The sequence below is a fragment of the Marivirga sp. genome (genome assembly GCF_035704835.1).
Classification (GTDB): Bacteria; Bacteroidota; Bacteroidia; order Cytophagales; family Cyclobacteriaceae; genus Marivirga.
Genome location: NZ_DASSWQ010000002.1, coordinates 1 through 21430, shown reverse-complemented (window position 1 = coordinate 21430; position 21430 = coordinate 1). Strand labels below are relative to the sequence as shown.

At 33.8% G+C, this 21430-nt stretch carries 19 protein-coding genes; 8 read left to right on the top strand and 11 right to left on the bottom strand.

Translation table 11 applies throughout. The features are described 5' to 3' along the window. Positions 1-159 precede the first annotated feature (159 nt). From coaE to VFM92_RS00080, 7 genes are all read right to left on the bottom strand, one after another. Positions 160-747 (bottom strand): dephospho-CoA kinase, encoded by a 588-nt coding sequence (gene coaE, locus VFM92_RS00110; RefSeq protein WP_325120153.1) that lies wholly within the window; start codon positions 745-747, stop codon positions 160-162. Further along, complete coding sequence (locus VFM92_RS00105) at positions 744-1721, bottom strand: hypothetical protein (protein ID WP_325120152.1); 978 nt, start codon at positions 1719-1721, stop codon at positions 744-746. The genes coaE and VFM92_RS00105 overlap by 4 nt, the downstream gene beginning before the upstream one ends. Before the next feature lie 5 nt (positions 1722-1726). Beyond that, positions 1727-2044, bottom strand: a complete 318-nt coding sequence (gene yajC, locus VFM92_RS00100; protein ID WP_325120151.1) for a preprotein translocase subunit YajC — start codon at positions 2042-2044, stop codon at positions 1727-1729. A gap of 6 nt (positions 2045-2050) precedes the next feature. Continuing rightward, positions 2051-2623 carry a DUF1573 domain-containing protein gene (locus tag VFM92_RS00095; RefSeq protein WP_325120150.1) on the bottom strand — a complete coding sequence of 191 codons (573 nt, stop codon included), beginning with the start codon at positions 2621-2623 and terminating at the stop codon, positions 2051-2053. A gap of 17 nt (positions 2624-2640) precedes the next feature. Further along, entirely contained in the window at positions 2641-2949 is a 309-nt protein-coding gene (locus tag VFM92_RS00090; RefSeq protein ID WP_325120149.1) for a YtxH domain-containing protein, read from the bottom strand. A 96-nt stretch (positions 2950-3045) separates the two neighbouring features. Further along, positions 3046-4227, bottom strand: coding sequence for a transcription antitermination factor NusB (nusB, locus tag VFM92_RS00085; RefSeq protein WP_325120148.1), 1182 nt, complete (start codon positions 4225-4227; stop codon positions 3046-3048). Positions 4228-4310: 83 nt separating this feature from the next. Further along, complete coding sequence (locus VFM92_RS00080; RefSeq protein WP_325120147.1) at positions 4311-5414, bottom strand: Glu/Leu/Phe/Val dehydrogenase; 1104 nt, start codon at positions 5412-5414, stop codon at positions 4311-4313. Positions 5415-5792: 378 nt separating this feature from the next. On the opposite strand from VFM92_RS00080, the gene VFM92_RS00075 reads away from it, so the two are divergent. Continuing rightward, positions 5793-7583 (top strand): ABC transporter ATP-binding protein, encoded by a 1791-nt coding sequence (locus tag VFM92_RS00075; RefSeq protein ID WP_325120146.1) that lies wholly within the window; start codon positions 5793-5795, stop codon positions 7581-7583. A gap of 72 nt (positions 7584-7655) precedes the next feature. Further along, the gene (locus tag VFM92_RS00070) at positions 7656-8111 is read left to right on the top strand and encodes a Fur family transcriptional regulator (protein WP_325120145.1); all 456 of its coding nucleotides are present in this window, start codon (positions 7656-7658) and stop codon (positions 8109-8111) included. Here VFM92_RS00070 and VFM92_RS00065 read toward each other — a convergent pair. The 4 genes from VFM92_RS00065 to VFM92_RS00050 form a co-directional block, all read right to left on the bottom strand. After that, positions 8099-8497: a hypothetical protein gene (locus VFM92_RS00065; protein ID WP_325120144.1), complete on the bottom strand. Its 399-nt coding sequence runs from the start codon at positions 8495-8497 to the stop codon at positions 8099-8101. The genes VFM92_RS00070 and VFM92_RS00065 overlap by 13 nt on opposite strands. Positions 8498-8640: 143 nt before the next feature. Continuing rightward, on the bottom strand, positions 8641-9405 hold the full coding sequence (locus VFM92_RS00060) for an ABC transporter ATP-binding protein (RefSeq protein WP_325120143.1): 765 nt from the start codon (positions 9403-9405) through the stop codon (positions 8641-8643). After that, a complete protein-coding gene (locus tag VFM92_RS00055; RefSeq protein ID WP_325120142.1) occupies positions 9398-10420 on the bottom strand; it encodes an iron ABC transporter permease in 1023 nt (340 codons plus the stop codon). Before VFM92_RS00055 ends, VFM92_RS00060 begins: the two co-directional genes overlap by 8 nt. Next, positions 10417-11538, bottom strand: a complete 1122-nt coding sequence (locus tag VFM92_RS00050; protein WP_325120141.1) for an ABC transporter substrate-binding protein — start codon at positions 11536-11538, stop codon at positions 10417-10419. Before VFM92_RS00050 ends, VFM92_RS00055 begins: the two co-directional genes overlap by 4 nt. A 120-nt stretch (positions 11539-11658) precedes the next feature. Between VFM92_RS00050 and VFM92_RS00045 the strand changes: the two genes are divergently transcribed. The 6 genes from VFM92_RS00045 (at position 11659) to VFM92_RS00020 (ending at position 21220) form a co-directional block, all read left to right on the top strand. After that, entirely contained in the window at positions 11659-12369 is a 711-nt protein-coding gene (locus tag VFM92_RS00045; protein ID WP_325120140.1) for a 2-phosphosulfolactate phosphatase, read from the top strand. Positions 12370-12432: 63 nt separating this feature from the next. Further along, the gene (locus tag VFM92_RS00040) at positions 12433-14508 is read left to right on the top strand and encodes a hypothetical protein (protein ID WP_325120139.1); all 2076 of its coding nucleotides are present in this window, start codon (positions 12433-12435) and stop codon (positions 14506-14508) included. A gap of 260 nt (positions 14509-14768) precedes the next feature. Beyond that, complete coding sequence (locus VFM92_RS00035) at positions 14769-16073, top strand: peptidoglycan DD-metalloendopeptidase family protein (protein ID WP_325120138.1); 1305 nt, start codon at positions 14769-14771, stop codon at positions 16071-16073. 46 nt (positions 16074-16119) lie between these two features. After that, a complete protein-coding gene (locus VFM92_RS00030; RefSeq protein WP_325120137.1) occupies positions 16120-18417 on the top strand; it encodes a patatin-like phospholipase family protein in 2298 nt (765 codons plus the stop codon). Positions 18418-18976: 559 nt separating this feature from the next. Then, positions 18977-19180, top strand: coding sequence for an OmpA family protein (locus VFM92_RS00025; RefSeq protein ID WP_325120136.1), 204 nt, complete (start codon positions 18977-18979; stop codon positions 19178-19180). Between the two features lie 24 nt (positions 19181-19204). Continuing rightward, complete coding sequence (locus VFM92_RS00020; protein WP_325120135.1) at positions 19205-21220, top strand: OmpA family protein; 2016 nt, start codon at positions 19205-19207, stop codon at positions 21218-21220. The last annotated feature ends 210 nt before the right edge of the window (positions 21221-21430 follow it).

The window sequence follows — 21430 nt, the reverse complement described above, 5'->3', positions numbered from 1 at the left end:
AACAATAAAATAAGTCAATTCTTATCTGTTTTTTCAGTGTATCGGAAGTCTCTATCTATAACAGGACTTCAAAACAGAAATTATCCAGAAATGAGTCGTAATTTTAACTTTTATAAAAGGTAGTTGTGCAACAGCCACATCCTTGCTCGGATCCTCGTTTCACCCAACCAACTCCTCATGCAACTCCATCACCTGCCGAATTATAGATTTACTTTCATCATTATAAATGACATAGTCTGCTAATTCCATTCGATCGTCATCTGAAAGCTGTTTTTTCATGATGGACAAAACACTTTCTTTGGTTCTTTGAGGATCTCTTTCCAAGGTTCTTTTTAGCCTAAGCTCCTGACTGGCGTGCACGTTGATGGTGGCATCTAATTGTTTATAAGAACCTGTTTCAAATAAAAGAGCAGCTTCTTTTAAAATATAGGGTTTGTCAGAATGATTTTTGCACCAATTTTCAAAATCTTTGGCAACTGCAGGGTGGACCAAGCTATTGAGTAATTTTAATTGGTCATCATCGCCAAAAACTTCTTTGCTCAGATAGTCTCTGTTGAGTTCTCCGTTTTCAAAGTATGCTTCTTCTCCAAAATGATTTGCTATTTGTGATTTCAGTTCTGGGTCATTTGATTGTAGCCATTTGGCTCTGGAATCGGCTGGATAATTTGGAATGCCTAGGAGTTGAAATACTTCGCAGATCAGACTTTTGCCTGCTCCAATTCCACCTGTTATTCCAATTTTCTTCATTCTTCACTATAATTAAATCGAACTGAATCGACCTTAATTTCCAATTCTTTCAGAATTTGAGGAAGCATTTTTATTTCAGGTAAAGTTACTGAATCAGTAGGTGTAATATTTTCGAAGTCAACAATTAATTGAATACTATCTAAGTTATATTTTCCTGCGAATTGCTCTTGAATTTCAAATTTTAATGTGGCTAAACTATCCTGAAAAATATAAGCGCTTGAATCAGTTGGCATGTTTATTTTGTCAAAAGGCAACATAATTTCCTGTTTGATAAATTTGGCTACCTCAAAATTGATTTCTATTTCTACAGGATCTCTATTTACTAAACTTGAGCCGAAGGTCGGTAAATAAATTTCTTCAGAATAATTGCTTGATATGTTTTCAGCTTGAATTTCTATAAAAATTTCTTTAGGTATCTTATTGATATAGCGTTCAGGTCCCGAAAAGGTAGCGGAATCATGCGACTTATTAATTTCCGAAATAATTTGAAAGCCTTTTGCTAAATCAAGTTGAGTACTGTCTACAGATAACTTGGATGTTGTTGTTCTTATTGAATCTATTTCAATCCTTAGCGTATCATTTTCGACATAATTCAGTTGAATTTCTGTCATTTGGTTTGCAATTAAAGTGTAAAGCGAATTGCCTAATATGTAATTTTGATTTACAGGGTCTTCTAATGGAACCTCAACAGGCGTTATCGTAAACCAGAAAGTTTTTCTAAGTAAATTCCATCCACCACCACTTACATTGATGCTTACTTTTTTGGGGAGTTCATTTACTACTACTAAAGATGAATCAGGGAAAGTAAATTTAATAGGGTAAGTTATTCTGGTAGAGTAATTATCATTAAGCGCATTGAAAAACCAAAAAGTGGTAGCTGTGACTATGCACAAGACTACCACTTTAATAGTATCATTTGATTGCGGCAAGAAAACATTGCTCAACCAATCCCATATTTTTTCAAATTGCTTCAATAATTTTATTTTTCTTGAAGTTTTTTACTTTGTTCTAATGATACTGCAGACTTTTCAAAAATCATTTTGGTGCCTTTATCCACTTCCAAAATAATTTTATCTTCTTCTACCTGGTAAACTTTCCCGTGAAGGCCACCAATTGTCACCACTGAATCACCTTTTTTGATTTCAGCAATGAATTTCTTCTGATCCTTCTGCTTTTTCTGCTGCGGACGAATCATAAAGAAATAAAATACTAAAATTATACCACCAAATAAAAGTAATTGGCTCATCCAAGCGCTATCATCTCCTGTAGTAGCTTGTGCTAAAATAAATTGGATCATTAATTATTATTGTTTTACTGGTCCTGCACTTGTGGTTTCAGCCTTAGGCTCTACAAATGCTTTAATTGTTATATTATTTGTTGCAGGCCACGTGTTAGCTGTGATTCTTACTACTTTGTTATCCTGATTCTTTTTGCCTCTAGAGTTATACTTTACCTCAATTTCTCCTTCTTCACCTGGAGCGATTGGCTTATTTTTAGGATAAGATGGCACTGTACATCCACAAGATGAAGTAGCATTCGAAATAATCAATGGAGCCTCGCCTGTGTTTTTAAAGGTAAAAACTTTTGTTACAACCTCTCCTTCCGTTATTCTGCCAAAATCATGTGTTTTTTCAGCAAACTCCATTACTGGTAATGGACCTTCTGGTTTTTCGTTTGAAGTATTTTGTACTTGAGCTTTATTTTCGGTAGTAGCGCTATTTACTTGCGAAGAAGTACTCATTGTAGTATTACCACCATTACCTTCAAGAGCTGCAACTCTTCTCTCCAAATCTGTTACTCGTTTTTCTAAGTCACTATCACATGCTCCAAGTGACAATAAACCTATTGCAAAAATTGCATATATTACACTTTTCATAGTTTTTATTTGTTAATTTATTTTGCTTTTTCTTCTTTATTTTTAATTTGTCCAAGCAGCGCATCCACGTCTGTTAGTAATTGTTCAGCTTTTTGTTTTGCAGAATTAACCACTTTTTCTCCGTCACTTCTCGCTGTGCTTAATCCTAAATCTTCTCCTTCTGAAATGTCATTCAAAAGGTCTTCTAACATTTCTTTATACTTTCCTAATCGATAACTTAACTTATCTCTCGTATTCTCACCAGTGTCAGGTGCATATAAAACCCCTACAATTGCTCCTGCAGCTGCTCCCGCTAAAAATGCGAATAAATTACTTCCTTTGCTCATAATATTTTTGCTTTAGCTGTAAATATACTGTACTTAAAAAATGATTCAAATGTACAATTAAAGTTTTTTGAGTTCTACGCAAATAGTATTATGAAGTTATTTATTGTCTATTAAACCTCGCCCACTTTTTTGAATTTTATCTTCTTTATCTAAGCTGACTGAAATTTTGTCTAATAAACCATTAACAAATTGCTTACTTTTTTGCGTACTGTAATTTTTAGAAAGCTCAATGTACTCATTTATTGTTACTTTAACAGGGATACTTGGGAAATTGAGCATTTCTGCTACTGCCATTTTTAGTATTATCATATCCACTGTCGCTATTCTGTCAGTTGCCCAGTTTTGTGCAAATTCAGAAATTAGCTTTTCATATTTTTCGTCATGAAGAATAGTTTGTTGAAATAATTCTTTGAAAAAATCACTATCATCTTCCCAATTTGCTGAGAGTTCAATCAGTTCAATATGTTGGGTCATATCATCCATTGATTTGATACTTTTTTTCAACATCGATTTTAGAGCTGATTTATTTTCCTCCCAATATAGATCTCTTTCTGCCATGAAGTTTGTAATTGCTTCATTTTTTAAAATAATATGACGGCAGATTTGATTAAGAACTTCCACATCATCTTCAAAACTAGGATTGTTTTTCATCAAATATTCTTTATAGAAATCTGCTTTCTTCAGCGTATCTCTGTACCATTCTTGAACATCCAATTGGTCGTCTTCCCAACTTGTACCAAAGCGAATAAATTCACTTTGAAGTGCATCATTCTCTTTTAGAATTTTGATACCTTTATTTTGATATAAATTTAACTCACTTTCAAAGATTTGTTTTCCACTTTCAGCTATTCTTTTTTCTCGTTTCTTAATATCTTCTTTTGCCAAATCGGCAAATTCAATTAAGAGTTTTAAAGAAAGGTAATAGTTTTCTAAAAGCGTATTTACAGCGTCTAGCATATCCTTTCTTACAAAAGAAATGTCTTTTTTAACATTTGTTTGAAAGAGATTAATTGCATCACTAACTGCTGCTCGGATTTCAGGATTGCTATCCTGCTCTTCTTTTATTTGATTTGCGTGGTAATTTGATTTAAATATTTTTATGGCTGTTTTTGCATTCTGTTTCAGAAGCACCTTATCTTGCACTTCCATTGAATTTAAATCTGGAGTAAAAATGTCTTCTATGTGGTCTTGCGCCAATTCAAAATTTGCTTCTTCACATTTTTGAACCGCATAAAGCGCTTGCATAACTTTTATTCTTAAGGACCTTCTGTTCAGCATAATCAATAATAAAAAGAACGATAATATAATAAAAATAAGGAAGACGGCTACCCCCCTTCCTTGTAAAATTAATAATTCAAAGCTTAGTAAGCTAATTTCACTTTGCCCATGTCTGCCATTCGCTTGTCAGCAATTTCAATAGCAGCTTGGTGAGAGGTTTTGCCCTCAGCCTCAGCTTTGTTTAATATTTCCAAACATTTGTCATAAATCTTCTCAGTTTGTTCCAATGCCAATGGCTTATTGTAATTTTTCATCAATTCAGGGAAGATATTAATAATACCACCAGCATTCACTAGAAAATCAGGAGCGTAAAAAATACCTTTATCTTGAAGCATTTTTCCATGTCTCTTTTCATCAGCTAATTGATTGTTAGCAGCACCCACTATTACGTTAGCTTTTAACCTGTTGATCGTATCATCATTAATAGTAGCACCCATTGCACATGGAGCATAGATATCGGCATCAACATCATAAATCATTTCTGGCTGTACAACCGTAACATCATGTTTATCTGTAACTCTGTTGATATTACTTTCATTAATATCTGCAATAGTTACTTGTGCACCTTCCTCAATAAGGTGATCCACTAAATAATGTCCTACTTGACCAACTCCTTGTACAGAAATTTTCTTTCCTTGTAGACTATCAATACCATAGGCTTTGTTTACAGTAGCTTTTAAGCCCATGTAAACACCATAAGCTGTGACAGGAGAAGGGTCACCGCTTCCATTCATAGATTCTGGCAATCCCATTACGTTTTTGGTTTCATATGAAATATGTACCATATCAGAAGTATTCATGTTCATATCCTCAGCCGTAATGTATCTACCGCTCAAGCTATCTACAAATCTTCCGAATCTTCTTAAAAAAGCTTCATTCTTTAACTCTTTAGGATTACCAATTATAACTGCTTTTCCGCCTCCTAAATTTAGTCCTGAAATGGCTGCTTTGTAGGTCATTCCTCTTGATAATCGGAGGACATCTATCAAAGCTTCTTGGTCATTTTTGTAAGCCCACATTCTTGTTCCGCCTAATGCAGGACCTAAAATGGTGTTGTGAATGGCGATTATGGCTTTCAGGCCAGTAGGTTTATCAAAGCAATAAACCACTTGTTCATGCCCCATTTCAGCAATTGTATCAAATGCTGAGAATTTCGTTTGGGCTTCTTTTTCGTTTAATTCAACCATTTTGGAATTAATTTTGATGTCTTTTGTCGTTTCCTTTTCCCTACCTTTCGGGAAATATCGATGCAAAAATAACTTTATTTTTACTGCAAATCAATTGTTGCACAAATTGCATTTATTCCATATTTAAGGAGTTGATATCGCGATAAGCAAAATGATAATTTTATAAGGGACTTTTAAGTGAAATTTAATTTCGTTTAAAACGTGAAAGCAATATTTCTTAAATGATTAATAGTTTTAAAATATTTTCAACAATCCTGTCATTAATGGTTAAATATGGATTTAATCCACTTGTGGAATTGTATATTTGTATTTTATTATCATTTGAATGGTTTGGATTTTTTACTTTAAACCATCTAATTCATCAAACGTTGTTATTCCGTGATAGAATTAAAGCACTTAAATAAGTATCTTCTAAAATATAAATATCTGCTTCTGTTGGGCATTCTCTTTATGATTGTGTCTAATTTCTTTGCAGTTTTCCCTGCTCAGGTAGTGCGTTATGCCTTCAATCTGGTAAAAGAGAATATTGAAATGTACCGGATGTATGATGGTTTTGATTTGCAATCTAATTATTACGAAATCTTCTCATCAGCGATTTTAGTATATGGAGGAATTATCATCCTTTTGGCATTAGGAAGAGGATTATTTCTCTTTTTGGTACGGCAAACTATAATTGTGATGTCGCGCCATATTGAATATGATTTGAAAAACGAAATTTATAATCATTACCAAAAATTGCCACTTAGTTTCTACAGAAGAAATAATACAGGCGATATAATGAACCGAATATCGGAGGATGTCAGTAAAGTGAGAATGTATTTAGGGCCTGCCATAATGTATTCTGTCAACCTGGTGACGCTTTTTTGTATTGTGATTCCGATTATGTTTTCTGTAAATGCTACACTTACATGGTATTCCTTAATTCCGCTACCATTTCTTTCAGTAAGCATTTATTTTGTAAACAATTTGATTAATAAACGCTCAGAGGAAATCCAAAAAAGCCAATCTCAACTTTCCACTTTGGTGCAAGAAGCTTTTTCTGGCATTAGAGTTCTAAAATCCTTTGTTAGAGAGGAAGATTCGCTTCAGAATTTTACGAAAGAGACTAATAATTACAAATTCAGAGCGCTGAAATTAACATTTATTGAAGCACTTTTCTTTCCCTTAATTATGGGGATGATAGGCTTGAGTATTATTTTAGTGATATATATTGGAGGCGTTGAAGTAATGAATGGAGCGGTAAGTGCTGGAAATATAGCCGAATTTATTATTTACGTAAACTTATTGACTTGGCCAGTTACTTCGGTAGGCTGGGTGACCAGCATTATACAAAGGGCAGCAGCTTCTCAAAAGCGTATTAATGAATTTTTAAGTACCAAGACAGAAATAGTATCTGATAAAAATTTAGAAAAGGATATTGTAGGAGAAATTGTTTTTGATAAAGTAAGCTTCACCTATCCTGACAGCGGAATTAAGGCTTTAAAAGAGGTGAGCTTTTCGGTGAAGAAAGGAGAAACGCTAGCTGTAATTGGGGCCACTGGTTCAGGAAAAAGTACAATTGCCAACTTGATTACAAGAATGTACGACCCTACAGCTGGAAATATTAGGGTAGATGATACCCCAATCGCTGATTTTAAAGTTGAAAATTTAAGAAGTCAGATAGGGTATGTACCTCAGGATGTGTTTTTATTCTCTGACTCTATACGAAATAATATAACTTTTGGAAGTACAGGCCTAAGCGAGGAACAAATGTTGAAAGCTTCTAAAGATGCAGATTTACATAATAACATTCTTGATTTCCCTAAAGGATATGATACCGAGTTAGGTGAGAGAGGAATTACATTATCGGGTGGTCAAAAACAGCGAGTATCCATTGCAAGAGCTATCGCTCGCGATCCTAAAATTATGATTCTGGATGATGCCTTATCCGCTGTTGACACCAAAACTGAAAATGCTATTCTTAATGCATTAAAGAAAATAATGCAAAATAGAACAAGCGTTATTATTTCTCACAGAGTAAGTTCTGCGAAATTGGCAAATTATATCATCGTGCTGGATGATGGTGAAATCGTTCAACAAGGAACAGAATCAGAACTTTTAAATAAACAAGGGCCGTATAAAGAGCTTTATCATAAACAATTGCAAGGTGAGGCAGTAGAAAAAGAATAATTTAATACGATATCTTACGAGAAGTTTATAAAAGCAAACTAATTGCGTTAGTTTGAATTCTGTATAATTTTCATGATATTTGAGGAAGATAAAGAGGCAATGGAGACGACATTTAAAGCAGAAAATATATTGAAATCCAATGGTTTGCGTAAAACACAAATTAGATTGGAGATGCTTCAAATATTTATGGGATCAAAGCATGCCTTGTCTGTAAGCGATATAGAAAAAGATTTGAAATCAAGCCATGATAGAGTTACGATTTATAGAGCTTTAAATTCATTTGAAGAAAACGGTATTTTACATCAGACACCCGACCCAAACGGGAATATGCGATATGCCATTTGCTCTGATAGTTGTCCTGAACATGTCCATCAAGATAAACATGCTCATTTTATTTGTGAGCAATGTAATCAGACATACTGCTTGGAAGATGTAAAAATTCCTGATGTTGTATTAGAAAATGGATATCAGCTCAACAGCATAAGCTACACGATGAATGGAATTTGTAGGGAATGTCAACCAGCTTGATTTTCAGTTAAAAGCCAATCTTGAGCTTCATCTTCATCACGGAAAATTTGATAATCAAAACCTCTCTTCCGACAAATTGAAGCCCAAAAACCACCAATTTCCTCAGTTCTGGGATTAATAATAACCGCCATTTTAACTTCTCTGAATTCTGTAAGCTTTAGTTCAAATACTTTTAATAAATTAAAAGCTTCGTTGTGAGGCATTTTAAAAATGGTGTCACGATAATCCAGTAAAATTCTCTTCCTATTTGATAATTGAATGGCTTTATGAATTTTCTCCGCATTTTGTAATACAAGGCTAAATTCTGTTCTTTCACCTTGACTTATAACCTTTAGGTAATGCTTCTCTTCGCTTATTTTTATACTTTTTTTGAAAATATTTACCACAGTTCTTGAGTTCAGTGAAAATGGGAATGCAATAGTAGAAATAAAAAGTAGGATTTTAATAAGTCTGAAACGCTAGAAATGACAGATGTAAGTTTTCCTTAAATTTAACCTTTAGGTTGTTTACGTCAGATATGAGGTGGGGTTCAATATTCTTTTGTGTTCTTCAAATATGGAAATGACCTTTCTATGGCTCCATTTCTAATTAATTCATCTGGTGTTCCGCAGACTATGTTTTCACCACAATTAGCTAGCCAAATTTCATCTGCCATTTTAAGTGCAATTTCAACTTGGTGAGTACTAATGAGCATTGATTTTTCTGTTTCGTTGACCAAGTTTCTCAGTAATTCTAAAACAGTAAATCTGTTATTGGCATCTAAATGGACGGTGGGTTCATCAAGCAACATTAGTTCTCCATCTTGAGCTAAGGCTCTGGCTATCATAGCTTTCTGTAGTTGACCGTCACTTATCTCTGTGATATTAGCTTCTTTCAAATAGCCTATGGCGCATAATTGGATTGCTTTTTCAACTTTCTCATGGTCTGATGCCATTAATTTTCCTGTCCAGTTGGTGAAGGGATAACGCCCCATTTCCACTAATTCAAGAATAGTCATATTGCCACCTTGTACTGGGTCGGTTAAAACTAAACTGACATTTCTGGCAAATTCTTTTGCTCCGAAATGATTGATATCTTTTTCATTTATAAAAACGCCACCCTTCAAGGCCGATTGAAGATTTGCTAAAGTTCTGATCAAGGTGCTTTTTCCCACACCATTGGCTCCCAATAAGGCAATGAATTTACCTTTCTGAATTTTCAGATTAAGGTCTTCCATGAGGATATTTTGTGATTTTCCTTTTTTGTAGCCTATGGATAAATCTGAAGTGGTCAATATGTTGGGTAAATTATCCAAAATTTTTACTAATGTTTTTTCTTCTTAAAATCAACCAAATCACCACCGGAGCACCAAATAGTGAGGTCACCGCATTTATGGGTAATATTAAATCGGAAAAAGGAACTTGTGCTATGATATCGCAAATTAATAAAAGGCAAGCTCCAATTAAAAGTGTGGCAGGGATCAGCGTAAAATGATTGGATGTTTTAAACAATATCCTGCTGATGTGGGGAACTGCAAGCCCTAAGAAGGCGATTGGTCCGCAAAAGGCTGTAACTATCCCCGCTAAAATACTGGTTGAAATCACTAAAAGCAATCTGACATTCCGAATCCGTAACCCCATACTTTGTGCATAATTATCACCCATTAAAAGTGCGTTTAGTGGTTTTGCTTGCCAGTAACCGATTATTATTCCTAAAATGATAAGCGGGACAAATAACTGTAATTCAGCCCAACTTAGGTTTCCGGTGGCACCAAAAGTCCAGAAAAGATAATTTTGAATATCTTCAGCACTGCTGAAATATTGCATCACACTTACGATGGCTGAAGTAAATGCTCCAAACATCAATCCGACTAATAATAGAGACATACTATCTTTTAGCCTCATGGAAACTAAAACCACTAACAATAGCACAATGGAAGAGCCAATAACGGAAGATATTGCCATTCCCCAATAGGCTAATGCCCCATTTACCCCTACGCCCAACAAAACAAGTAAGGCTACTCCTAAGCTTGCGCCAGAGCTAATTCCTAACACAAATGGTCCTGCCAATGGATTTCGAAATAGCGTCTGCATTTGTAAACCCGCAAAACCTAAAGCCGCTCCAGCAAAAGCGGAAGTAATTGTTTTAGGCATTCTGTAAGAAAGTAGAATGTTCTGATAGGCCGTGTTTTGTATGTCTTTTCCTATTAAAATATTGAGTAGTTCATTCACGGAAATGCGCACAGATCCAAGGCTTAAAGAAAGAATTATTAATACCAATAGGATTGGAATCAATAAGGCAATTTTTTTATATGATACTGTTTTTTTCAAGGATTTAAAACTTCAAAATAAATGGTGGTAGAGTCCTTTAAGATGGTTGGATGCAATAAATTGACATAATCCTTTAGTACCCAATCGGCTCTCATAAAACCAGATTCTAAAAAATCATTAGCCCCTTCTTCATTCACTCTTTTAGTATAAGAATACACGTTCTGATTGTAGAAAGCATCAAATAGAGCATATTTATTATTTGAATTTTTCAGTTCTTTTAAACTCCTGAATGAAGCTGCGCCAATCCAAAAATTAGCATTTTGAGCTTTGGATAAAACACTTTCAAAGCTGAGCTCTAAGCTACCTGTTTGAGCATTTTCTGACCAAAGGTAATTTCCTCCTGCGTCTTCAATAAATTTTGCGGCAAAACTATCTCCACCAGGCACATACCATATGTCGCCATACATGAGTCCCGTCATAACGGTTGGTTTATCTTCTATATTTTCAACCATGGATTTGGTTTCTAAGTAGGAAGCTTCAATTGATTTGAAAAGACTATCTCCAGTTGCGTATTGATCTACTAAAACAGCGGTAAGTTTCAACCACTCCGCACGCCCTAATGGAGAATTTTCCAAATAATCGGTATTTAAAATAATCGGAATCCCAGCTTTTTGTAATGGTTTTAATTGCTCCATGCTACTGCCTAAACTGTAAGCCATTATTAAATCTGGCATTAGCTCCATCACTTTTTCTATATTAACTCCATTTTTCCTTCCTACATCGGCAATTCTTCCTTTATTGACCAATTTTAAAAGCTCTTTATTATAGATGAGATCAGTGTTAGGAAAACCAATTAAAGTTTGACTTTTGCCTAGCGTGCTAAATGGGGGGAGATGAGAAGTTGATAAGCAAACTGCACTTTGTATAGGGATTTGAAGAAAAGCAGCTGCAATGATTTCAGGCTTTTCATTTTTGTAGAGAATATAAGTGAAAGAACTACTATCCGAGGAGTTTGGGTTTAAAACTTCAACTTTATAATAATCATTCATTTTTTCAATGCTCAGTTTCGAACTGTATTGCATTAACTCTTCTCCTTTTATGCTGGAGCTGGATTGTTCGGCTTTTTTGCATCCAAAGACGAAAAGGAAAAGTATGAGTAAACTTAAGTGTAATTTCATAAGAAGTAAAATTAATCAAAATGATCTGATTGTCTATTCCTTATGATACTAATCTATAATTAAGCCTTTATTTCAAATTATTTTGCAATTTTTGCACTTTGAGAAAGTTAAAATGATTAAATGAAAAAAATAGATGTTTGTCTCACACCGGAATTGCTCCATCAGTACGATTTAGAACATAAGATTGTAGTGGTGGTAGATATTTTGCGAGCCACTTCCTGCATGGTGAGCGGATTGGCCAATGGAGTTAAAGAAATTGTTCCTGTTTCTACTTTAGAGGAATGCAAGGCTTTACAAGATGTAGGATATTTAGCCGCAGCTGAGCGTGATGGAAGTAAAGCGGAAGGTTTTGACATGGGTAATTCACCCTTCGAATATATGAGTGAGAAGGTGAAAGGTCAAAAAGTGGCGGTCACTACCACAAATGGAACTTTAGCAATACATAAAAGCTTAGCGGCAAAAGAGATTTTGATTGGGGCATTTTTGAATTTAAAGGCTTTAACTGATTATCTTATAAACAAAGAGGAAGATATTGTTGTATTATGTGCAGGATGGAAGGGTAAATTTAATTTAGAAGATACTTTATTTGCAGGTGCTTTGTGTAATCAATTGAAAAGTAAATTTGAGTTTGCTTGTGATGCTCCTTTAGCGGCTGAAGCAATGTATATTACAGCAAAAAAAGATATGATGCGATATATGAACGATTCCTCTCATGCAAAAAGGTTAGCTAAACTAAGTGTGGTGAAGGATATTGAATTCTGTATTCAAGAAAGTATTTATGAAGTTATTCCGTACTTATCAGGTAAATCATTGCTACCATTGAAATCTTAAAAAGTTGCTCTATTTAAAAACGCTTTTATAATTGACAATAAATAATAAAATTGGCTTCTTAATATGTTAAATACCACTTATTCACCATACTGGCTAATTTTATTTGTTTTGATAGGCCTAGGATATGCTTATCTGCTTTATAGCAGAAAGAAAACGCCATGGAATCCTATTTGGAATAAAGTATTGTTTATCCTGCGATTTTTAGTGGTTACCCTTATCGGCTATCTTTTTCTGGAGCCATTTATAAGTAATAAAAAAACAACTTCCGAACCTTCAAAAATCATTTTCTTATGGGATGATTCTGAGTCTATTAGCAAAAGTGAAAGCAATTTGCAATTTTATTGGCAATCAATTCAGGAGTTAAGTTCTGAAGTCAGCACAGAAAAAGAAGTCGATATCCAAATTATTGGCTTTTCAGGTAATGAAGTATCTGAGCAAGATAGCATTAGAAATACGGGTAAATCAAGTCCAATTAATACGGCTTTGGAAAATATAGCTACCAACTATGATGAAAATTTAATTTCTGAAGTATTCTTAATTTCTGATGGAATATATAATCAAGGAATAGCTCCAGATTATTATGAATTTCCATTTCAACTCAGCACTCTTGGCTTGGGCGATACTACAAAGAAGAAAGATGTGATTTTACAGCAAATCAGGTACAATAAGGTGGCTTATGAAGGCAACCAATTTCCTATAGAGGCTGACATTTTGCAATCAGGATTTGAAGGTGAAACTACGCAAGTGAAATTGCTTAATAAAGGAAAAGTGATTGCTCAAAAACCAGTTCAGTTTAAAAGTGAAAAAAATATTGAGACAGTTCAGTTTTTAATTGATGCAGATGAAACAGGTTTTCAAGAGTATGCTGTGGAGGTTGAAATTTTGAAGAATGAATTTAATTCAGAGAATAATTCCAAATATGCATACATCAATATAGTGGAAGGAAAAAAAAATATACTATTGATTGCACCCTATCCGCACCCAGATATTAAAGCATTATCCGCTGCCATAGATGGAAATGATAATTATGACTTTACGCTGGCTATTGATGGAATAAGTAATGAAAAATTAAAAGATGTTGGAGAATATGATCTGGTCATTTTATTTCATTTACCAAACCAAGCTAATACATTTGAAAAGGAGATTGAAACTTTGATAAATATAGAAACACCTATATGGTTTATTTCAGGACCTCGTTTGGATATTAGAAAGCATAATGAGCTTAATGAATCTGTGAGTTTGGTGTCTTCCTCTGAACGAGATGAGGCTTTTGCATACATGAATTCAAATTTTGATTTATTTGAATTAAGCAGTAGCCAAAATGAAGTGATGCAAGAATTACCGCCTGTTTCAATGCCTTTTGCCAAGCATAATTTCAATCCTCTTTCCACCGCATTATTTATGAAAAAAGTGGGGAATGTGAATACTGAACAGCCAGTTTTTGTTTTTTATGCAAATAATGATGTAAGGCAAGCTACTCTTTTAGTTCAAAATTTCAGGATTTGGCGGATGGTAGAGTATTTGAATACACAAAAGCATGAATTTTTCGATGAGTGGGTCATGAAAACCATTCGATACTTAACCGCAAAAAATCAAAAAGATAGATTTAAAGTTTTCCCTGTAAAAGAGGAATTTGCCGACAATGAAGAAATTAAATTTAAAGTGGAGTTGTATAATGAAGTTTTTGATCGGATTTATGGAATTCCTGTTCAGTTAGAAATAAAGAATTCGATTGATAGTGTTTATAGTTTTGAATTTACACCAGATAGACTAAAGCCAGATTTTACGGCCGGAAATCTGCCTGGGGGAATATATGAATTCACTGCTCTTACATCAATTCAAGGAAAGAAATTTGAAAGTAAAGGACAATTTGTAGTAGATGAATTTGACATTGAAAGTCAGAACTTACAGGCGGATTTCAAATTACTAAGAAGATTAGCGCAAAAGAATGAAGGGCAGTTTTTCAATAAAAATGAAATCGAAAATTTGAAAGGATATTTACTTTCAAAGGAATACCCCCAAATCTTAAGCGGAGAGAGTGAAACTACGCCTATAACACAAAATATAGTGCCTTATTTACTAATTTTTCTTTTGGCATTCAGTGAATGGTTTATCAGAAGATATTTTGGCTCGTACTAAGTTTTCGTACCAGCAGATTTGTAAAATTTTTGGGATTAAAGCAGAATTGTTTTTTAGGACTTTTAATGCAATACAATGTTGAAAATTGATATTTCAGTATAATACCTATAGGTAAAAGATAATTTGTTTTTAATTTTAGGAAAATATCAATAGGGCTCTTTAAATTTTAAATAATCGCTTTAAAATATAGTAGTTAATTCATTGGTTTTTAATAAAATATAATAATATTGCGGGACGCTTTAATAGGAAAGAGAAATATTATGAGAAAATTTTTGGGTGCAGCAGCAGTACTAATTGTTATTTCAGTTGCTTATTTTTACACGTTCGAGTATAATTCAATTGATAAAGCGATTTTAAAAAAATATACTAAAGTGGATTCTGTAGCCACCGAAGTTTTAGAAGCAGCCCCAACAATTTTGTATGGTATGGTGGTAGATTCTTTTCAAGTGGAGGAGCATGCGGTAAAGCGGAATCAGAGTATTTCGGATATACTTCTCGCTTATAATGTTTCGCACCAAACTATTTTTCAATTAGCAAATGTGGCTAAGAATGTCTTTGATGTTCGAAAAATAGCTCCTAATAAAAAATATACTGTTATTTATCAAGATACTGATTCTCTTCCTTCGGCCACTGCACTAGTTTACGAACCGAATCCTGAGGAATATGTAGTTTTCAATTTAAAAGATTCTATCAACGTCTATCTAGAGAAAAGACCAGTTGAAATTAAAGAAAAAGCAATTAGTGGTACTATCCAATCTTCACTGTACGAAGAGATTTTGAAAAACGGTGGTACTCCAGAATTAGTCGATTTGGTGGCCGATATGTACGGATGGCAAATTGATTTTACTAAAATATATCCTGGAGATCAGTTTAAAGTTTTATATACTGAAAGAACGATTGAAGGAAAATCAGTGGGAGTTCAAGAAATTATTGGAGCCGAATTAATTCATTATAATAATCCATTTCTATCCATTGCTTTCGACCAGGGTAAAGGGATTGATTATTTTGATGAAGAAGGGAAAAGTTTACGTAAAGCTTTTTTACGTTATCCAGTTAAGTTTACAAGAATAAGCTCGAGATATACTGCAAGGAGATATCACCCAGTTCAAAAACGATATAAAGCACATTTAGGAACTGATTATGCCGCTCCAACAGGAACGCCAATTTATGCAGCTGGTGACGGAGTAATCACTAAGGCTCAATATGAAAAATATAACGGTCGAAATGTGAAAATTAGACACAATGCAACTTATTCAACGCAATATTTGCATATGAATGGCATCGCTAAAGGAATCCGTGCAGGCATGAAAGTTAAGCAAGGGCAGTTAATTGGGTATGTTGGGCAAACTGGCTTAGCTACTGGTCCTCATTTATGTTACAGATTCTGGAAAAATGGAAAACAGGTGGATGCTATGAAAGTAGATTTACCACCTTCCGAACCAATCAAATCAGACTATTTATCCAACTTTAATAGATACAAAGGATATGTTAAATCCAAGCTAGATTTAATATCTTATCCTGAAAGTGAAGAAGAAGTTTTAATTGCAGGAATGCAAAAAAATTAAATAAGGTTCTTTATCTTTTGACTTCAGTATAAGAAGTTGTCATAAAATGAACCTACTGTATTGCTATAGAAAGCTTCTCCTTTTATTCTATTTACTGTGTATTAGCCATTCCCTTTTTTCTCAGAAAGTTGGATTAGTTTTGAGTGGAGGTGGTGCAAAAGGGTTGGCTCACATTGGTGTGTTAAAGGCGCTCGAAGAAAATAATATTCCTATAGATTATATAATGGGCACCTCCATGGGTGGTGTAGTTGGAGGTTTTTATGCTTCAGGATTTAGCCCTGAGGAAATTGACTCTATTGCCAGATCTAAAGATTTTCAAAATTGGATTGAAGGCAATTTTCCAGAAGATTTCAACATTTATTATCATCAAGCAGCCTCTAAACCCGATTGGCTAGAGATTAACTTAGGTGTAGATTCCACTTTTGAGGCTAATTTCAGGCCACAATTAGCAAATGATCAAATTCTTAATTTTATGTTAGCTGAATTTACCTCCAAAGCTAATCAAGTTGCTAATCAAGATTTTGATAACTTATTTGTGCCTTTTAAAGCCGTAGGTGCGGAGATTTTCACACAAAAGTCTGTTTATATGGAATCCGGAAAGCTTGGTAAAGTACTTCGGGCCACTATGTCAGTTCCTTATGTTTATAATCCCATAAGAATTAATGGAGAGTACATTTTTGATGGTGGGATTTATGATAATTTTCCAGCTTTGGAACTCCGAAATAGCTATGCCCCCGATTTCTTAATTGGTGTAAATGTATCCACAAAGATATTTGAAGACTATCCTGATAACGATCGCAAATTAATATCAACTTCATTATTATATATGATAATGGATAAAGTTGATACAAAGGATTTGGGAGAAAACTATTCTTTAATTGAACCAAATCTAGAGGAATTTTCAGGATTTGATTTTAATAAGGCAGCTCAGATAATTGATAGCGGATACGCGGCAGCAAATAGAATGATACCAGAATTGCTTAAGAAAATTGAAGACAGAAGGTCGCAAGAGGATTTAGACAAAAAGAGAGCAATGTTTAAAAGCAAAATGAAGCCTTTGATATTCTCTACATTTGAGTTTGAAGGTTTCCGTGAGGATGAGAAAAATTATATTCGAAAAATAATCAATCCGTTGAATAAGTCGGAGATAGGGATTTCTGAATTAAAATACAACTATTATAACCTAGTTGCAGATCCGTATTTCAAAAATGTTTTTCCAACTATTTATTACGATAGGCAGAACAGGAACTATGCTTTCGACTTAACCTCCGAGGGTGAGGAGAACATACGATTAAATTTGGGAGGAAATGTTGCAAGTTCCGGGTTAAGTAATTTTTACTTAGGAGCAGGATATGATCATCTCAATTATTTATTATTTAATCACAATACATCTTTAAGTATAGGTCAATTTTATAAGGCATTTGATTACAAACTAAAACTCACTTTACCATTTGGTTATCAGTTTTATGTTGAACCGTTTTTCACTTACAATGGCTGGGATTTTCTAAATACTGGTAATTTTTTAGATAGTAGGAGAGTGATTCCTATTAATCAATTTGATAGAAATTATGGGCTAACTATCGGTATGCCGATTTTGGAAAAGATGAAGCTAGAATTTAAAAGTAGCCTATTAAGGAAAGTTAACGAGTATACTAATAATGATAATTATATTGCTTCCGACACCTTGGATTTGAATCGATTCTTTGGTTTTCAACAAGATTTATCCTTAACATTTTCTAATCTGAATCAAAAAGTATTTCCTACCAAAGGTTCTAGAATTCGAATTGGTATTGCTCATAATTATGGAGATGAGTTTTATGTACCTGGCTCAACTTCCGACTTGCCTCAAAATGTAGAAAAACATAACTGGTTACAGGTTCACGCAGAAATTGAAAGATATTACCCTTTGGAATATGGTAATTTTGGATTTTCCTTAACAGCCAAGGCTTCTAGCATCAAGGCATTTTCTAATTTTAGAGGGACCATACTAAATACTCCAGCTTATAGTCCAACATATGAAAGTTTAGGCTTATTTCTCGAAAACTTTAGGTCACCATTATTTATAGCTGGAGGAGTGAAATACCAAATACCAATTTATAAAAAGTTTCAGTTCAGATTGGAGGGGCATGCGTTTAAGCCTTTGGTAAAATGGGAAGAAAATAATGATGTCATTAGAAGAAGTAATTTAATTCCAGATTATAATTTTTCGGCTATGGGCGCCATCTTTTATATGTCTCCAATTGGCCCCCTTGGTGTTTCTGCGCACTATTATGATGATAGAACTCCCTTTTTATTATTAGCTAATATTGGGTATTTGATGTTTAATAAGAAGCCATTCGAATAGAATTTCAATAATTTCATCGAATAATACTATATTTACCATTATTAAAAGCTAATTTTGTCTGTGATTATCACTAGAAAATTAATAAATTTTACCTCATGAAAGGTTTGTTATTTATTTTAAATATTATTTTTACATGTTGGATGCAATCAGTTATTGCTCAACCTACCTCAGAATGGGTTGAATTCGATGGTAAAGTGATAGATGAGACACTTAACTCCCCAATAAAGGCTACTCTCAAATTGGAGAGTTTACCGTATTGCTCAGATATTCGTATTTTTCATTCATCAAAAGAGACAGGTGATTTTCATTCTATCTTAAAGAAAAAATAGAATATATTGTTAGAGTTAATGCTGAAGGGTACATTCCAAAAAAGGAAAAAATTAAAATTAAAAAGGAGGCAGAACTATTAACATTTAATTTATTAAAGTCTGGTTCAGTCACTATTTTAAGATTGGATATAAATTTTGAACAGCGTAAAGCAGCTATAGTAGAAAGCTCTTATAGAGAATTAGATAAATTGGTTGAGATGCTTCAGAAGCATCATGAAATGGGAATTTAATTGGAAGGGCATACTGATTTTAGAGGAATTACGTCAGCGAATTTACGATTGAGCGAAAAACGAGTAACGGCTGTAAAAACCTATTTAATGTCTAGATTCGTAAGTTCGGAAAGAATTAAAACAAAAGCCTTTGGGGGAACTCAACTAATAAGTAAAGAAAATACTGAACAAGCCAAACTCAATAATAGGATGGTAGAGGCTTGAATATTGAATACTGAATAACAAAAAATGAAGAAACTATTATTTGCATTACTGCCTATTCCATTTCTATTTTATTCTCAGATATTATTTGCTCAGGAGACAAATTGGGCCGATGAGGTGTTGGAATATTCTTCTCAACTAGAAGAAACACAATATTCTGTAAATCAGCTGTTAGGTAAACCAAATGTTTTTCCTTGGGGAGACGGAAGCCCAAGCGCATGGACGCCAAGCCGACCTGGTAGAGAAGAATTTATAAAGGTTGGTTTCAATAATCCAAAACCTATCAGACAGATTGCTATTGCAGAATCATATAATCCAAGTGCGCTTACCAAGATATTTTTTTATGATGAAGAGGGTAATGAATATTTAATGATTGAAAGAGAGCCTGTTATTGTTAATCAACCAGGTCGATTTCTAAGACTATTTACAGAATTGACTGAATTTAATGTAGCTGCAGTAAAACTTGAGTTTGATGGAAATGCTGTTCCTGGCTATTATAGTATCGATGCGATAGGAATTACGGATTCGGAAACTCCAATTGATTTACAATTAGAGTTGGTACCAAATGTCAAACAGGAATTAGTTTCTGAAAGGCTAGATGAAAGAGTAAATAGTCCATACGAAGAATTAAAACCCATATTAAGCCCAGATGGAAAGCAATTATTTTTTGGTAGAAAATTTCACCCTGATAATATTGGAGGAATTGAAGATTATGAGGATATATGGGTGAGTGATTTGGATACTACTTCAAATGAATGGCAAGAGGCAAGAAATGTAGGAGAACCATTAAATAGCGATGGACCAAATTGGGTAAGCTCTATTACACCTGATGGCAACACCATGGTTTTATTAATTGGGAATGAATATAATGAGAAGAGGAAAAAATTATATTCAGGAGTATCCGTGAGTTCCAAAGAAGGTGATTCTTGGTCAAAACCACAAAATTTACAAATAGAGGATTTTTACAATATGGCAGAGAAAGCTAATTTTTATTTGGCTAATAGTCGTAAGACTTTATTGATGTCTATAAAAAGAGAAGACTCTTATGGTGATCGAGATTTATATATAAGTTTTGAGAAAAGAGATGGAACTTGGACAGTGCCTATGAATTTAGGAGAAACAGTTAATACTGCCACAGACGAAACGTCTCCTTTCTTAGCAGCAGATGATAAAACCTTATTTTTCTCTTCATCTGGATATATAGGTTTTGGAAAAAGTGATATTTACATGACACGAAGATTAGATGATACTTGGCAAAATTGGAGCGAGCCTTACAATATGGGACCACAGGTTAATTCTTCTGGAGATGACTTATTTTTCAGCATGCCAGCCGAAGGTAATTATGCCTATTATACAAAAGAAGATTCTGTAGGCGATATGAATATATTTAGATTACCAATGCCGTTATTTAATGAGCTTGATCCTGTTATTACAATTACCGGAAGAGTAGTAGATGCAGAAACTCAAGAGCCACTTGATGCTATTGTTTCTTATGAAACTCAAGACGGTGAAGAAGTAGGGAAAGTTGAAACTGACCCTACCACTGGGGAGTATCAAATCACTTTACCTGCGGGTAAAGAATATCAATATATAGCGAAAGTGAAAGGATATTTGCCTATAAGTGAGAACGTTGATTTAACAAATCAAAAGGAATCCAAAAGTTTCAATAACGATATGATAATGGCTCCTGTCAAAGAAAAAGCGGAAATAGTACTTAATAATGTATTTTTTGCTTTCGATAGTTTTGAGTTGCTAGCTAATAGCAAATCAGAATTGAACAGAATGGTGGAAGTGATGAAGGATAATAATCAGATTGAAGTGGTAATTATTGGGCATACTGATAGCACAGGACCAGAAGAGTACAATCAAATGCTTTCTAAGAAAAGAGCTCAATCAGTAGTTAATTATTTAACTGAAAATGGGATAGCGAAGGAGAGATTAGATTATTTAGGAAAAGGAGAGAGCGAGCCAGCTTATCCTAATGATACCAAAGAGAACAGATCTAAAAATAGAAGAGTGAACTTTAAAGTAGAAAAAGAATAGTTAGCAACTTATATATAAAATTGAAAAGCCGAGAATTCTCGGCTTTTTTTGTTTGAATCTCTTTGAAGGTAATTAGTCGACCCTTAAAAACTATTTAATACATTGATTATCAATTATTTAATTAATAAAAAGCTTTGATTTTTTTGCAAGTTTTCGTATTTTCCTGACAGAAACCTTGCAAATATTGATGCATGAAACCCATTAAAAAAG

Coding starts and splice junctions, on each gene's coding strand:
- VFM92_RS00035 (WP_325120138.1), top strand. CDS start 14,769: ATGAGAAAATTTTTGGGTGCAGCAGCAGTACTAATTGTTATTTCAGTT.
- VFM92_RS00095 (WP_325120150.1), bottom strand. CDS start 2,623: ATGAAAAGTGTAATATATGCAATTTTTGCAATAGGTTTATTGTCACTT.
- nusB (WP_325120148.1), bottom strand. CDS start 4,227: ATGCTGAACAGAAGGTCCTTAAGAATAAAAGTTATGCAAGCGCTTTAT.
- VFM92_RS00050 (WP_325120141.1), bottom strand. CDS start 11,538: ATGAAATTACACTTAAGTTTACTCATACTTTTCCTTTTCGTCTTTGGA.
- coaE (WP_325120153.1), bottom strand. CDS start 747: ATGAAGAAAATTGGAATAACAGGTGGAATTGGAGCAGGCAAAAGTCTG.
- VFM92_RS00040 (WP_325120139.1), top strand. CDS start 12,433: ATGTTAAATACCACTTATTCACCATACTGGCTAATTTTATTTGTTTTG.
- yajC (WP_325120151.1), bottom strand. CDS start 2,044: ATGATCCAATTTATTTTAGCACAAGCTACTACAGGAGATGATAGCGCT.
- VFM92_RS00030 (WP_325120137.1), top strand. CDS start 16,120: ATGAACCTACTGTATTGCTATAGAAAGCTTCTCCTTTTATTCTATTTA.
- VFM92_RS00045 (WP_325120140.1), top strand. CDS start 11,659: ATGAAAAAAATAGATGTTTGTCTCACACCGGAATTGCTCCATCAGTAC.
- VFM92_RS00080 (WP_325120147.1), bottom strand. CDS start 5,414: ATGGTTGAATTAAACGAAAAAGAAGCCCAAACGAAATTCTCAGCATTT.
- VFM92_RS00090 (WP_325120149.1), bottom strand. CDS start 2,949: ATGAGCAAAGGAAGTAATTTATTCGCATTTTTAGCGGGAGCAGCTGCA.
- VFM92_RS00020 (WP_325120135.1), top strand. CDS start 19,205: ATGAAGAAACTATTATTTGCATTACTGCCTATTCCATTTCTATTTTAT.
- VFM92_RS00070 (WP_325120145.1), top strand. CDS start 7,656: ATGATATTTGAGGAAGATAAAGAGGCAATGGAGACGACATTTAAAGCA.